General features: G+C 47.5%; 11 protein-coding genes. 3 read left to right on the plus strand and 8 right to left on the minus strand.

Translation table 11 applies throughout. The features are described 5' to 3' along the window. From GW590_RS02190 to GW590_RS02210, 5 genes are all read right to left on the minus strand, one after another. Entirely contained in the window at positions 1-1,137 is a 1,137-nt protein-coding gene (locus GW590_RS02190) for a polysaccharide export protein (RefSeq protein WP_169401369.1), read from the minus strand. A gap of 188 nt (positions 1,138-1,325) precedes the next feature. After that, positions 1,326-2,756 (minus strand): undecaprenyl-phosphate galactose phosphotransferase WbaP, encoded by a 1,431-nt coding sequence (wbaP, locus tag GW590_RS02195; protein ID WP_169401370.1) that lies wholly within the window; start codon positions 2,754-2,756, stop codon positions 1,326-1,328. Positions 2,757-3,203: 447 nt separating this feature from the next. After that, positions 3,204-3,926, minus strand: coding sequence for an EAL domain-containing protein (locus GW590_RS02200; protein WP_169401371.1), 723 nt, complete (start codon positions 3,924-3,926; stop codon positions 3,204-3,206). An 89-nt stretch (positions 3,927-4,015) separates the two neighbouring features. Next, positions 4,016-4,612, minus strand: coding sequence for a LuxR C-terminal-related transcriptional regulator (locus tag GW590_RS02205; protein ID WP_169401372.1), 597 nt, complete (start codon positions 4,610-4,612; stop codon positions 4,016-4,018). Between the two features lie 1,445 nt (positions 4,613-6,057). After that, entirely contained in the window at positions 6,058-6,411 is a 354-nt protein-coding gene (locus tag GW590_RS02210; protein ID WP_169401373.1) for a helix-turn-helix domain-containing protein, read from the minus strand. Between the two features lie 441 nt (positions 6,412-6,852). On the opposite strand from GW590_RS02210, the gene GW590_RS02215 reads away from it, so the two are divergent. Both GW590_RS02215 and oqxB read left to right on the plus strand, forming a co-directional pair. Further along, positions 6,853-7,977, plus strand: a complete 1,125-nt coding sequence (locus GW590_RS02215) for an efflux RND transporter periplasmic adaptor subunit (RefSeq protein WP_408014905.1) — start codon at positions 6,853-6,855, stop codon at positions 7,975-7,977. A 13-nt stretch (positions 7,978-7,990) separates the two neighbouring features. Then, the gene (gene oqxB, locus GW590_RS02220) at positions 7,991-11,146 is read left to right on the plus strand and encodes a multidrug efflux RND transporter permease subunit OqxB (protein ID WP_169401374.1); all 3,156 of its coding nucleotides are present in this window, start codon (positions 7,991-7,993) and stop codon (positions 11,144-11,146) included. Between the two features lie 253 nt (positions 11,147-11,399). On the opposite strand, the gene GW590_RS02225 is transcribed toward oqxB, so the two are convergent. Both GW590_RS02225 and GW590_RS02230 read right to left on the minus strand, forming a co-directional pair. Further along, positions 11,400-11,867: an RrF2 family transcriptional regulator gene (locus GW590_RS02225; protein WP_169401375.1), complete on the minus strand. Its 468-nt coding sequence runs from the start codon at positions 11,865-11,867 to the stop codon at positions 11,400-11,402. Positions 11,868-12,196: 329 nt separating this feature from the next. After that, the gene (locus tag GW590_RS02230) at positions 12,197-13,492 is read right to left on the minus strand and encodes an NCS2 family permease (RefSeq protein ID WP_169401376.1); all 1,296 of its coding nucleotides are present in this window, start codon (positions 13,490-13,492) and stop codon (positions 12,197-12,199) included. 302 nt (positions 13,493-13,794) lie between these two features. Between GW590_RS02230 and GW590_RS02235 the strand changes: the two genes are divergently transcribed. Continuing rightward, positions 13,795-14,700, plus strand: a complete 906-nt coding sequence (locus tag GW590_RS02235) for a LysR family transcriptional regulator (protein ID WP_169401377.1) — start codon at positions 13,795-13,797, stop codon at positions 14,698-14,700. A 60-nt stretch (positions 14,701-14,760) separates the two neighbouring features. Here GW590_RS02235 and GW590_RS02240 read toward each other — a convergent pair whose 3' ends face one another. After that, entirely contained in the window at positions 14,761-15,150 is a 390-nt protein-coding gene (locus GW590_RS02240; RefSeq protein WP_169401378.1) for a DUF6277 family protein, read from the minus strand. Positions 15,151-15,156: the final 6 nt, after the last annotated feature.

A 15,156-nucleotide genomic window follows, 5' to 3' on the forward strand; every position in this document is an offset into this window, starting at 1 on the left:
TTAATTCCATTGCTTAATATAGCGCGTACCTTCGATCATGTCGTGAACACCTGTAATGGTCGGAACGATCTGCGAGATAACACGGTTCCAGCGCACAATAGGGGCTGTTGTAACATAAACAATATCGTAGGGTTCTAGCTGAAATTCAGTGCTCATCACCATAGATGAAGCATCTTTGGCATTAAGTTGATAGATATCGGCAATTTTCTCCTTGTTACTACCTTTCAATGGCCGGATAACAAAGATCCCGGAGGCGTCAGACATTGCTTGTGAAATACCTTCAGAATTTCCCAGAGCCTCTGCCAGAGTCATGCCACTGCGATCCATTTTAAGCGTGCTCTGTTTGCCAACTTCGCCCATCACAAAGACCTTCAAGTCATCGTTACGCGGCACAAATAAAATATCGCCTGGATACAATAAATGGTTCTGAGTCAGATCACCTTTCTGCATTAAGGCCTGTAGGGATATCCGGGTATCAATCCCTTTGTGGTTTAACACCACATTGCGCCAATCCGCATCCGGCGCCAGACCGCCAGCATTGTTTATCGCATCAATAATAGTTAGAGGGATATTGGTAATAGGTTGTTGTCCGGATTTCGCTACTTCACCGGTGGTGTACACTTTCTGTGAGCGGAAGGCGGCAATACTCACGTCAACCTGAGGGCTCTCAATGTAGGTTGCCAGACGATTACTGATCTCGGTACGAACTTCAGCCACGGTTTTACCTGACACTTTTAATTTACCGATGTAGGGATAGAAGATCGTACCATCAGAATTAACCCAGTTACCCGTGTCGCTGGCGCTACGGTATTGTCCGGCCGGAGTAGTCAATTCTGGATGGTCCCAAACAGTTACCATCAGAACGTCGCCTACGCCGATGCGGTATTCATAGTTTTTTAATAACTGGTCCAACTGCGGATTAGGCCGCGCCATAACAGCTGCCGGACGCAGTTTATCGATCAAACCTGGCGTCATCGGATAAACATTCACTAATTTGTCAATATCGTAATTATTGTCAGGCTGTTCAACAACCGTCTTCCCTTGAGTACCCAACTGCTGGCCGGGAATGACGGTACAACCACTTAACAAACCCAACATTAATGCCAGCGCGGAAACCTTATATAAATTTTTTTTCATGAGTTCACATTAATTGCAGTTCAAATAAATATCTGCCAGACAATCCGATTTTCTATTCTGTCCGGCAGTCGCGATCCTTCATTTATGCTGTAGTGAGTGACGGTGAAGTCAGCCGTCGCAAAATTTTAAGAAACCACGATATTTGTTTAATTTATCTAATTTAAATCAAATGACATCGCAGGCTTATATTAATAAGCACCACTTTTGCTAAACACCACATTAACCGTTTTAAATAAAATGGAGATATCGTTCCACATTGACCAATTTTTCACATACCAGGCATCAAGATAAACACGGGTTTCGTAATCGACGTCGCTACGTCCACTGACTTGCCAGAGCCCGGTCATGCCCGGTTTACTGAGCAAATAATAATCCACTTCATCAGAATAGCGTTCCAGTTCGGCGGTAATGATTGGCCGAGGTCCTACAAGGCTCATATCACCTCTGAGTACGTTAAATAGCTGAGGTAATTCATCCAGGCTGGTTTTTCGCATAAAATCACCTATGCGAGTAATACGAGGATCATTTTTTAGTTTAAATGTCTCATTCCACTCCATACGGGCAGCAGGATCTTTAGCCAGCAACTCCTCCAGCACTTCTTTGGAATTAACCACCATTGAGCGAAATTTTAAACATTTGAACGCTCGCCCACCCTGACCAACACGCTCATGTCCGTAAATGGCTGGGCCACCGTCTTTTTTCACTTTGTAGGAGATATACAGTAGCAGTGGTGACAACAGGATAATCCCGGCCAATGAAGCAAAAATATCAAAAACTCTCTTCGCGGCGCGAGAGGACCATTTAGCCAGATTCTGGTGCACACGGAAAATCATGACTTCATGACTAAAAATAAACGACATATCGGTGTTATCTAGTGGCATACCACGCAGAGTCGGGATGACAGAGACATAGCGATAGCCATTGATCATAAACATTCTAAGCCAGGCATTACGGATTGCCCCTTGGTGTGACTCTACAGCCACAATAAATTGCGTTTTTTTATTGCCGTGACTGCGTAACCAGTGCTCATCGCAGGTGATTACCGGTACACCTTCGATTTTATCACCTGGTTTGTCACTCTCCTCTGTGGAGATAAAATTGAGCACCCCCAGACCGAGATTGATGTCACTTTTGATGGCTTTAAATGCTTCTTGGGCATTGGCACCTGTGCCGATGATAATCGCATCACGCTGCCACAAACCAAAAGAATCCAAAACTCGCTTGGTCATCATCCTGGCGACAGGTACTGCCACCAAAATCAGCATCCAGGTCAACAACCAGAGGTAGCGGGAGAAATACCACTTGGCAAAGGCAATGACCGCCATCTCAATAACTGCAAAAATCAGTAAAGTGCGGATGATCTCTTTGAGTTCATACCAAAATGTTTTGCGATAGTGATAGTGTCTGAGCCGCAGGTAAAACCAGCCTACGCAACCCAGGGCTAAAAGCCAATGCAGCGCTACCCAACCCACAATTTGCTGCTGTGGGATACGTAAGTCGAAGTCGCTCATTGTCATACTGAGTATCCACTTCGCTAAATACAGCGAGAATGAAAAACTCAGCAGGTCAGATAACGCCAGAAGTATACTTGACCAGAGGTTTTTGGTGAGAAATATCATATTACCCTCACAAAAAAATAATAATTACTTCATTTATACCCGCCTATGAAGTAACTCTATATAAGGTTTAACATAAGATACTGACATTTATTAACTTTCATTTCAGTATCAGTTTTTACTTATTTTCGGTTATAAAGCAATCAGACAAGCTACCGCCCTTGATTTACGGCCACCACTTTGCCAAAAACTCCAAATATATTACCCCCTCTATTTTTAAATAAGTTTTCCTTACTTAAAAATAAAGACGTTAAATTTTAACAAAATAATCATCCCATCAGAGCACTCAGGATTAAACACACCCTTATCTATGATGTAATATTTATTTATTTTAATTTATAGCGTTTTTCTTTAAACGGAGGTAGTGGCTAAATGACGCTAAACCATCCTTATAAGCAAGTCAATTAAAACGATATTAATAAAGAAAAAGTTCCCAATGAATGAATTTTTTCAAAAATCATTATGCCTCCATTTAATTGTGTTTTTTTTAACAAAAGTCGAGCTATGGCTTAATTCATCCTGAGTATAGGGTAGCCACAACAGACCTTGCATTGCCTGGATATCAACAGTGCTGAGATACTCAATATGTTGAGAATTTTCCACACCATTGACTATCGAACCTTTGCAATACGGCTGCAGGTAATTCACCATTTGTTTTAGCGAGAAGGTTCCCTGGTGCTGCCAAAAAAAACTCTTGCTGATCTTTATATATTCAAAACTTTCATTCATGACTAGCGATAAGCTGGTGTGTCCGCTGCCAAAATTATCAAGCCATAGTGGACAATATTGTCCTAACTTATGTAATAGTGGTCGGCGTTGGCCAGGTTCTAGCTCAGGAAAAACTTCGTTAACTTCTAAACGTATATAATCATTCTCCGTTAATATATTACGGATTGAGTCGTTATTACAGATATGCAGTGCAATCTCATAATCGACATTTATGGCCAGCAATAAGCTATTGTCTATAAAGATACTGGCATTCAGGCAAGCGATAGTAACCTGTTCAAAAAAAATTTTCACTTTTTGTGAGGGAGTCATGCCATAAAGGTAATTATCTGCTCTTACCGGGTTTTCTAACTCGTCATTTTTGATGACCAATTCAAAACCTAGTAACTCCCCTGTTTTCAGGACAATAGGTTCAAACAGGTATTCAAGCCCCTTTTTCTTATTCACTGACTCTTCATCCCCTGAAAATAGGCAATTAACAATATTTATTAAATATTGACTTAGTCGCGAGTATGCCCTGCTATGGAATAAATCTGTTACCTGGTTATTCGGCTTCCGACATCATGCCCTTGAAGAAAAAACAAGGCAGAACTGCTGCTGACATCCACGCCAATCTTTCTTAATGAATTGCACTTGTGAACACTGATCGTCTTGACGCTAAGTTTTAAAATATTTGAAATATTCATTACTGACAGGCCAGACATCATCATCACCAATACCTTACCTTCCATCTTGGTAATGTTATAGTCATAGACCGCAGAGTTACTGGTCATATTTCTTAGCTGGATAAACTGCTCCACGCTATTGATAAAATCGATAATGTTCTTTTGCTTTTCAAGAAATTTGAATTTTTTCTTGAAAAATAGTTCTAGCATCAACATATCAACCGAGGAAGAAACTATGAGGATCCTTTCCGGGTCGAGTATATCTTCATTCTGTTTTAGAAAATCATAGCACTTGTGGAACCCACATCCCGATGGATCAATAATAAGATAATCCTTAGTTGACAGGCTTACTCCATCATTTTGATTGAAAGATATAACACCGTTAATATACGGCAGTTTTTTCGAGATAATTTCTTTCAACGCCAATTTGGTAAATTGACACTCACTCCAGATGATTATCCGAGGCATGAAACCGCCTAATAGTAGGTTAGAAAACTTTCCCTCACTTCCCGATAGCACGGGAGAAATAAGGCCCCTTCCCGAACAGTTTTTTGAAAAAGCAGATTATAAAAAATGATCTACTTCATGTTTATTCCCGTTTCTTTATGTTATGTAGAATAATACGCAGCAGAAACTCTTCAAATCGTTTTTCTCACTTGTAAATCCTAGCAGCGATAGGTATTACCAATCAATTAACGGTTTCTTATCGGTACAACACAATAAATAGCTAGGACGATTCTTACGTATTTTCTTATTTCAGGTCCAAAACACCGCCAATTCAGTTCAAATATTATTAATAATCATTCAAATCTAAGAACGTTCTTACCCAAATTCAACAATACATCATAAGTAAACGATTTAGAATATAGCTCCGATAATTACATACAAAGCGATATAATATCCCGTTATAATGTAAATTTAAGTATTTATTTTTATGCCGCAAGTGACTATTTTTGATGTTTGTATTCGATTTTCAGAAATTCTCGCCAAAAACCACCGTGAGGCTCTTTTTTTTGAGCTAATAATTCGTATTTTTAAAGAATTCATTAGCAATTATTTATATTTAAGTATCATCCTAAATTTTCGAAATCCATACAAATCTCTATGCATTTCATGACTATAATAAGCTAACCTAACAGGAGAGCCATGTTCAGAACTAGGATCTTTCCTAAGTCATCCTGTTCCCTATAGATAGCCGAGTATGTCAACCCGGTCTGACACCGACGTAACCATCAAGTAATTTTTGACTTATGTATGAAATATGTACTAGCAGCGAATTTATCCGCTTTGGTTAAAGGAATAACAGTTTGTGGGAGGTCGATATATGCAGGACAAGCAGATCGCTTATGACGACTAAAAAGGAAAGAGGGAAGTAAGACGCTAAGACATTAGCTATGGTGTTTGTTAACGGCTGCGAGGAGTAAAGCCTTGGCGCCAGGGATGACATGACTGGATTTTGCAGACGCGAATTTTACCGCGCCATTGTGGCAAGTTCTGGAGTTAACCCGTTATAGATTGCGGATTTTGGCAGCTTCGTCAGCAATTAGGCTGTAATTAATGGTTTTTCATAGATAAAGCTGCGGCGAGATACATACGCTGCTGGTATCTTTTTTACTGCTAACAATGCAGTTAATTCGTTAATGATACCGCCTGATTAATTAACTCGTGTGTTAGCAAGCAAGTGCTTACACTGCCTCCATATGTGTTAAATCGGGTTATGAGCAAGTCTGATTTTTATCAGTCAGCAGCGAGGGGCGACCACATTGCCGGATCCACTTTACCGTTGGCCACGCAGACATAATGGGATCTGCATCAGACTCGTCAGACTCAGTGGGGGACACAAAATTGCGCAGCTTATGCCGTCAGATAGCCTAATCCGGCAAAGCCGCTATTCATCGCAAGAATAAATCGCCTTAATGGCACATCTGCCCAGCTAACTGACTGTTTCCGGTCCTGCGCCAGCTACCTGGTGTTTGCCCAAACTGACGTTTAAAACTACGGGTAAAAGACTGTTGTGAGTCAAAGCCCAATGAAATGGCCACGCTGACAATCGTCTCGCGGCTGCTGGCTAACATATCCGCCGATTTCTTCATTTTCTGCAAACGAATATATTCGCCCATGGGCAGCCCGGTATGTTCTTTAAACATCCGCTGCAAATGCCAGCGCGAATAGCCTGCGCGTTCCGCAACAGTTTTGATATCCAGACGCTCTTCCAGGTTATGGTCAATCCAGTCAATCAGGTCGTGAATAAAGTCTTCGGTTTTCATCTCCGCTCTCCCGCAGTGGTTGCTGATGCCCTCACCAGGAGAGCCTTTTTTTAAACTGCCGCAGTTTGATCTAAAATGCAAGTTTTACTATTGCATTTTATGCCACTTATCGCCAGAGTTAGCACTGAATGAAAAACGACCACAAAGATAGCACATAAAGTGCAACAATAATTCTTGCACTTTATTTACGCGCTGCCTACAATCGCCACCTGGTTAGTGTATCAGTAATTAATACTTTATTGTGTCAATGATCGGCACAAATCCGTAAAAACCCTTCAGACAAAGGACGTTACCCCGGTGGACAGGACCGCGGTATTGCCTGACAGCGTTTATTCACTGGAAATAAAAATAATGATTAGCCTGCAAAATGCTTTGCTTATACCACGCAGCACTCTCGATGGCGTGCAGTTAGCCCGCCGTCTTTCCGGGATTGCTCTGGCGATGGTTTTACTTTCAGGGTGTGATAATAGCGTGGCACAACATTCGGCACCTCCTGCGCCGGCAGTCAGCGCGGCAAACGTGTTGATGAAGCCTATTACGCAATGGGATGAATTTACCGGTCGGGTAGAAGCGGTGCAAAGCGTGCAGTTGCGTCCACGGGTTTCTGGCTACATTGATAAGGTCAATTACCAAGAAGGGGATGAGGTCAAAAAAGGCCAGGTGTTGTTTACCATTGATGACCGTACTTATCGCGCAGCGCAACAGCAGGCGCTGGCGCAACTGGTACACGCCCGCAATCAGGCTGCGCTGACACGCAGCGAGTCGGCACGCACCGAAACATTGGTCGGTTCGCAGGCAGTCTCCAAAGAACTCTGGGAACAACGTCGATCCGCGGCGTCACAAGCACAATCCGACGTACTAGCCGCTCAGGCCCAGCTGGATATGGCACAGCTTAACCTGGACTTTACCCGCGTCATCGCCCCTATCGATGGCAAGGCCAGTCGGGCAATGATCACCGCAGGCAATCTGGTGACCGCCGGTGACAGCGCCAGCGTACTGACCACCCTGGTTTCTCTCGATAAAGTCTATGTTTATTTCGATGTAGATGAAGGTACCTTCCTGCGGTATCAGGCTATTGCCCGCGATGAAAAGCACCGTAACGCGGCGTTGCCGGTACATGTCGCGCTGGTTGGCGAAAGCGGTTATCCCCATCAGGGTGTAGTCGACTTTACCGATAACCAGCTGACGGCCAGTACCGGCACCATTCGTATGCGTGCCCTGCTCAACAACAGCGATCGCAGCTTTACGCCGGGTCTGTTTGCCCGCGTGCAAATGCCGGGTAGCCCGCAATTTGATGCCATGCTGATTGACGATAAGGCCGTATTGACCGATCAGGATCGCAAGTTTGTTTATGTCGTCGATCAGGCAGGCAAAGCGGAACGGCGCGATATCCAAATTGGTGCGCTGTCCGGTGGCTTGCGCATTGTCAAGCAAGGGCTGAAAGCCGGCGACCGGGTGATTGTCGATGGTGTGCAAAAAGTCTTTATGCCGGGCATGCCAGTCAATGCCAAAAGCGTGGAGATGGCCGCCAACACGCCTTCTACCGCCCCAGAACAAGCACAATAACAGGATCTGACCCATGGACTTTTCCCGCTTTTTTATCGACCGGCCGATTTTTGCCGCCGTACTGTCGATCCTGATCCTGGTGACCGGCGCAATTGCCATTCCGCTGTTGCCGGTAAGCGAATATCCGGACGTAGTACCGCCCAGCGTGCAAGTGCGGGCGCAATACCCGGGGGCTAACCCGAAAGAGATCGCCGAGACCGTAGCCACACCGCTGGAAGAGGCGATCAACGGCGTCGAAAACATGATGTATATGAAATCAGTGGCCGGTTCTGATGGCGTACTGGTGACTACCGTGACTTTTCGCCCAGGAACCGATCCCGACCAGGCTCAGGTTCAGGTACAAAACCGCGTGGCACAAGCTGCTGCCCGTCTGCCTGCCGATGTTCAGCGTCAGGGGGTAACCACGCAGAAGCAATCCCCGACCATGACTCTGGTGGTGCACCTTTATTCGCCGTCAGGTAAATACGACTCACTGTATCTGCGCAACTATGCCACCTTGAAAGTAAAAGATGAGCTGGCGCGTTTGCCGGGTGTCGGCCAGGTCGAGATTTTTGGCGCTGGTGAATATGCCATGCGCGTTTGGCTCGATCCCAATAAAGTCGCGGCGCGAGGTTTAACGGCGTCCGATGTGGTCACCGCCATGCGCGAGCAAAACGTCCAGGTTTCTGCCGGTCAGCTCGGTGCCGAGCCTATGCCGAAAGATAGCGATTATCTGCTGTCGATCAACGCCCAGGGTCGTCTGAAAGATGAAGCCGAGTTTGGCAATATCATTCTTAAAAGCGGCGATAACGGCGAAATTGTCCGTCTGCGCGATGTAGCACGTATTGAGATGGGTTCCGGCAGCTATGCGCTGCGTTCGCAGTTAAATAATAAAGATGCGGTGGGCATTGGTATCTTTCAGGCACCGGGAGCCAACGCCATCGATCTGTCTGACGCGGTACGCGCCAAAATGGCCGAACTTTCTACCCGTTTTCCGGACGGCCTGACCTGGCGTGCCCCATACGATCCTACCGTCTTTGTACGCGACTCCATCAGCGCGGTGGTTCATACGCTGCTCGAAGCGGTGGTGTTGGTAGTGCTGGTGGTTATTCTGTTCCTGCAAACCTGGCGCGCATCGATTATTCCGTTACTGGCGGTGCCAATTTCGGTAGTCGGCACCTTTAGTATTTTATATTTGCTCGGTTTTTCCCTTAACACCCTTAGCCTGTTTGGTCTGGTACTCGCCATAGGTATTGTGGTCGATGATGCCATAGTGGTGGTTGAAAACGTCGAACGTAATATAGAAGAGGGACTGGCCCCGCGCGAAGCGGCCCATCAGGCGATGCGCGAAGTATCAGGGCCAATCATTGCCATTGCCCTGGTGCTGTGTGCGGTGTTTGTGCCAATGGCCTTTTTGTCCGGGGTTACCGGTCAGTTTTACAAACAATTTGCCGTTACCATTGCCATTTCTACGGTAATTTCGGCAATCAACTCGCTGACGCTCTCTCCGGCGCTGGCCGCCCTGCTGCTAAAACCCCATGGCGCAGCAAAGGATCTGCCGTCACGCCTGATCGATCGGCTGTTCGGCTGGCTTTTCCGTCCGTTTAACCGCTTTTTTAATGCCAGCTCACACGGTTATCAAGGTGCGGTAGGCAAAGCATTGGGGCAACGCGGCGCGGTATTTGTTATCTATATTCTGCTGTTGGGTGCCGCTGGCTTGATGTTCAAGACAGTGCCGGGGGGCTTTATCCCCACGCAGGATAAGCTGTATCTGATTGCCGGGGTTAAAATGCCGGAAGGATCGTCGTTATCGCGTACCGATGCGGTAATACGTAAAATCAGCGCCCTCGGTTTAAGCACTGACGGCGTGATCGATGCCGTGGCTTTCCCGGGCCTGAATGCCCTGCAATTTACCAATACACCGAACACCGGTACGGTATTTTTCGCCCTTAAACCATTGAGCGAGCGTACCCGTACGGCAGCGCAGATTAATGCGGAAATCAACGCCAAGATCTCGCAGATCCAGGAAGGCTTTGCCTTTTCGATTATGCCGCCGCCAATCCTCGGGTTAGGTCAGGGATCGGGTTATTCTCTGTATATTCAGGATCGTGCCGGTCTTGGCTATGGTGCATTGCAATCGGCGATAAACACCATGTCAGGTGCCATTATGCAAACGCCGGGCATGAGTTTCCCGATCTCGTCCTATCAGGCCAACGTCCCGCAACTGGAAGCCAAAATCGATCGTGAAAAGGCCAAGGCTCAGGGCGTATCCCTGGATGACTTGTTCAGTACGTTGCAGACTTACCTGGGTTCTTCCTATATCAATGACTTCAACCGTTTTGGCCGCACCTGGAAAGTCATGGCCCAGGCTGACGGTCAGTTCCGCGACAGTGTCGAAGATATTGCCAATTTGCGTACGCGCAATAATAAAGGCGAGATGGTACCCATTGGCAGCATGGTCAATATCACTACCACCTATGGCCCCGATCCGGTGATCCGCTATAACGGCTATCCGGCGGCTGACCTGATTGGTGATGCCGACCCACGCGTGCTGTCATCGGCGCAGGCGATGACCGAGCTAAGTGGCCTGTCTAAAAATCTGCTGCCCAACGGCATGAACATCGAATGGACCGACCTGAGTTATCAACAGTCGACGCAGGGTAACGCCGCGATTATTGTCTTCCCAATGTCGGTATTACTGGCCTTTTTGGTGCTCGCCGCGCTGTATGAAAGCTGGACCTTGCCGCTGGCGGTGATCATGATTGTGCCAATGACCATGCTATCGGCGCTGTTTGGCGTCTGGCTAACCGGCGGCGACAACAATGTGTTTGTACAAGTCGGCCTGGTGGTATTGATGGGTCTGGCCTGTAAGAACGCCATTCTGATTGTCGAATTTGCCCGCGAACTGGAACTGCAGGGCAAAGGCATTATAGAAGCCGCACTGGAAGCCTGCCGTCTGCGTTTACGGCCGATTGTTATGACCTCCATTGCTTTTATTGCCGGGACGGTGCCGTTGATTCTTGGCCACGGGGCCGGGGCAGAAGTTCGAGGCGTTACCGGGATCACCGTATTCTCGGGAATGTTGGGGGTCACGCTGTTTGGCTTGTTCCTGACCCCGGTATTCTATGTCGCCTTAAGAAAACTGGTCAGCCGCAAGAAAACACCGGCTAGCGAAACTATCACCGCCTAGACCTTCTATTGGGCCTGCCAGAAACAGCAAGGGGGACTCGCCGTAAAGCGAGTCCCCCTCAGACTGCTGACAAAGTCCGTTATTAGGGAGAGTGCACCGTTGGGGTCGTAGCGGGCTTGCCCGCCGGAGCGCCCCTAGGTGTGCTATGCCCGGGTATCTCGATCATCAAGACGACTTTGTCATCAAACTCAGGGGGACTCGCCGTAAAGCGAGTCCCCCTTTTTATGCCGGGTACTACGGGCAAAAAAATATCTTATTTACCCATCAACGCCGCGCTGGCTTTGCTGCAACTGTAGCTGCCATTGCGCTCAAACTCTACTAATGCATCGGCCACGCTATAGCGCGCCAGCACCGCCATCGAGGCCTCTTCAGCTTCGTAGACCACCGATTTGAAATAGCTGCAGGCATTGGCGCTGACCAGGCATTTGGCCGAGCCTTCCGGCCGCGAGGCCCAAAGACGCTTGTCTTCAATAACGCTGGTATATATATCACGCAGGGTAATGGATTCAGCGGTACGCCCCAGGCGGATTGAGCCGGTGCGTCCCAACGTCGAAACGATGATCCCGTGATGGGTTAATGGCACCATCAGCTTTCGAATAAAGCTGGGGTTGGCTTCCAGACTCGCCGCCAAAATGGCACTGGTACAGCGCTGACCTGACTTTTCAGCCAGAGCGACACTAAAAACCATCTGCATTGCGGTCGGAAAGCGAAAATCTAACATATCGGCATCCTGGGGAAGCGGAGTATAAAAATCAACCTTTTTCAGGTAAAACATAGCCTGCCTGAATGGTTAATAATATAACAAACACTGGCCTATTTTTGAAGTTTAGGCGCACATAAAGCCCCTATTTTGCTGGCTATAAGCGAAAAATCGGCGATTGAGCACGATCCTGGCAAAACAGTGTCAACAAAGTGTAAGCAGGTGGCAAAGAAATCGTTTGCAGAGGGATTTTGGTTATTTCAGGGATATCGAGACAGAGGGCAGACATAAGGAGAGAACGGCGTAGCACAAGCAGATGTTGTGCTACGCAATAAGGGAGAGCTTAGTGCTTAGGCACTTAACCAACCTAATTTAATCACAAACAGAATCGACAGGATCACCAGCGCAGCATTCAGTTCACGCGCACGGCCACTGAACAGTTTCACCAGCGTCCAGGTAATGAAACCAAAGGCAATACCGTTAGCAATAGAATAGGTCAACGGCATGGTCAACGCGGTCACGGTCACAGGGGCAGCCACGGTGATATCTTTCCAGTCAATTTCAGCCAGACCGGACGTCATCAATACCGCAATAAACAGCAGTGCCGGAGCAGTTGCAAATTCCGGTACGCTACCCGCCAGTGGAGCAAAGAACAGGCTAAGCAGGAACAGAATACCCACCACAATCGCGGTCAAACCGGTACGACCACCGGCACTGACGCCAGCGGCAGACTCGATATAGCTGGTAGTGGTTGAAGTACCCAACAGCGAACCAAACAGTGCAGCGGCGCTATCGGCAACCAGAGCACGGCCCATTTTCGGGATATTGCCGTCTTCGTCCAGCAGACCGGCACGCTTGGTCACACCAATCAGCGTACCTGAGTTATCAAAGACATCCACAAACAGGAAGGCAAAGATCACACTGATCAGCCCAACGTTAAAGGCACCTTTAATATCCAGTTGCAGGAAGGTTGGCGCAATGGACGGCGGCATAGACATAATGCCACCGAAAGGCGAGAAGCCTAAGGCGATGGACAGAATGGTCACCGCAAGAATACCGATCAGTACCGCACCGGTCACTTTACGCGCTTCGAGAACCACAATAATGATAAAGCCCAGAATGGCAAACAGTGGCGCAGGTTTGGTTAAATCACCAATGCCCACCAGCGTAGCCGGATTACCCACTACAATGCCGGACCCTTCCAGGGCAATCAGCGCCAGGAATAAACCGATACCGGCGGCAATAGCGGATCGCAGCGGTAAAGGAATACTGCGGATAATCCATTCGCGAATTTTGAAGATGGATAATGCAAAGAAAATACAGGCGGAGAGAAAAACGGCACCCAAGGCAATCTGCCAGCTGTAATGCATATGCAGCACAACGGTATAAGTGAAGAAGGCGTTTAAGCCCATGCCCGGCGCCAGCGCGATAGGATAGTTGGCAATAAATCCCATCAATGCGGAACCGATTGCGGCAGCCAGACAAGTTGCAACAAACACTGAGCCTTTATCCATACCGGTGGCACCGAGGATAGAAGGGTTCACAAACAAAATATAGGCCATGGCCAGAAAAGTGGTAAGCCCTGCCACAATCTCAGTGCGTACGTTAGTACGATGAGCTTTGAGTTTAAATAATTTCTCTAACATTAGATGTCTCTCGGTCGCGTTATATGAATACACGCTTGTTATAGGTTTTGTTTTTCAAAACACGTCCGTGAGCCAGAAGTCTGGGTGCCCTAGATTCGTCTAACTCTAAAACGACACACGGAAAACTGCTGCGTGTTTTGACGAACCCTGTCATCACTGCTTTATACCTGTCTACTTATTTGTATAAAAAAAAGCTGATGTGGCTGTTTTACAAAGAAGCACCGTACAATCTAGGAAAAATAGGTGATGCAGTCCATAATAGATATCTCACTAAATCACTGCAAAAATTAGTACACCCCCTTATGTCACCATTTTCTCGGTTTTCACAGTATTTTGTTGAAGTCGCCCACACCGGCAGTTTGCGCAAAGCCGCAGAGATTTTGCACGTCTCCGCGTCGGCGATTAACCGGCAAATTCTGCAGGCAGAACAGACCATGGAGACGCCGCTGTTTGAGCGATTGCCTACCGGTCTCAAGCTGACTTCCGCCGGTGAAGTGCTGTTTGACGATATCAAACGCTGGCGCAAGGAATTTACCCGCACGCGAGAAAAATTTGATGAAATGCAGGGACTACGCCGCGGTCATGTCACTATTGCGATGATTGCTGCATTAAGCGAAGGGATGATTGCGCAGTTGATTGCCGATATTGGTAAAGAATATCCGAACCTCACCTTTAATATCAGAATCGAAGAAAGCCGCAATATTAGCGAGCACGTTAGTTCGTCGGAGGTGGATTTCGGCCTGCTGCTCGATCCGGTAGAACATACCGGTCTGGAAGTACGCGCCTTTGCCGAACTGCCCATTGGTATCGCTATGCCAAAAGGCCATCCCCTGGCTCATAAAACCTCGCTGTCATTTAGCGATATCACTGAATATCGGCAGATTATTCCGTCCGAACCGCTGATGGTCAACGCCCGCGCCAAACTGCTGTATAACCGCTATCAGCTGCATGAAACCCCTTCGATTGTCTGTAATGATGTGCGCATGATGCGTGAATTGATCCGCAAAGGGGCTGGTGTCGGAGTATTAAGCCTGCTTGACGTGATCCCCGATTTACAGGAAAACCGCCTGGCGTTTGTGCCGCTGCAGGGCCACAGCGTAAAACCGCTAACGCTGGCACTCTGCGTCGCCCCCCGTCGTCAGTTATCGCGGGCGGCACAAATCGTTATTCAGAAAATGATTGTGATGATGGAAACGCTGTCGATGTAGCTCATGGCGGCTGTGTCAGGTTCCCGTACTACTGACGGACACCTGACACAGCCTGGCACATCAGCCTTTGCTGATTTTTTCAAAGAAAGCCATAGATTCAGCGGGAAACCCCGCCATCGCTGATTTCATCAGATCTTCCGGATTGGGCGATAGGGGATGTTCCCCCGGCGTCGTTGCACCTGCAGGGGATTTCATTGCTGCCGCAGCCTGCTGTACGGCCTGTTGCGCACTCTCCGGTTGCGGGAATTGACTCATCATCTTGCTCAACTCTTGCGAGGATTGAGCCTGGCTGGACGAGATGGTGGACATAATTTGCTGCATTAAATCCGCACTATTAATATTCATACCCGCAGCCCCTTTTATAAAGGCGTCGCTAAGGCTGCTTTGCGAGGTTTGACTTATTTTTGCCGACTCGGCAAGCATGGCGATAAGTTTACTGGGATCTAACATAATCAC

Source organism: Rouxiella aceris, from assembly GCF_012933545.1.
In the GTDB taxonomy this organism is placed as follows: domain Bacteria; phylum Pseudomonadota; class Gammaproteobacteria; order Enterobacterales; family Enterobacteriaceae; genus Rouxiella; species Rouxiella aceris.

Bases quoted from the DNA above. Each gene is read 5' to 3' on its own strand.
- GW590_RS02190 (WP_169401369.1), bottom strand. From the start codon at position 1,137: ATGAAAAAAAATTTATATAAGGTTTCCGCGCTGGCATTAATGTTGGGT.
- wbaP (WP_169401370.1), bottom strand. From the start codon at position 2,756: ATGATATTTCTCACCAAAAACCTCTGGTCAAGTATACTTCTGGCGTTA.
- GW590_RS02205 (WP_169401372.1), bottom strand. From the start codon at position 4,612: ATGCCTCGGATAATCATCTGGAGTGAGTGTCAATTTACCAAATTGGCG.
- GW590_RS02210 (WP_169401373.1), bottom strand. From the start codon at position 6,411: ATGAAAACCGAAGACTTTATTCACGACCTGATTGACTGGATTGACCAT.
- GW590_RS02215 (WP_408014905.1), top strand. From the start codon at position 6,853: ATGGTTTTACTTTCAGGGTGTGATAATAGCGTGGCACAACATTCGGCA.
- oqxB (WP_169401374.1), top strand. From the start codon at position 7,991: ATGGACTTTTCCCGCTTTTTTATCGACCGGCCGATTTTTGCCGCCGTA.
- GW590_RS02225 (WP_169401375.1), bottom strand. From the start codon at position 11,867: ATGTTAGATTTTCGCTTTCCGACCGCAATGCAGATGGTTTTTAGTGTC.
- GW590_RS02230 (WP_169401376.1), bottom strand. From the start codon at position 13,492: ATGTTAGAGAAATTATTTAAACTCAAAGCTCATCGTACTAACGTACGC.
- GW590_RS02235 (WP_169401377.1), top strand. From the start codon at position 13,795: ATGTCACCATTTTCTCGGTTTTCACAGTATTTTGTTGAAGTCGCCCAC.
- GW590_RS02240 (WP_169401378.1), bottom strand. From the start codon at position 15,150: ATGTTAGATCCCAGTAAACTTATCGCCATGCTTGCCGAGTCGGCAAAA.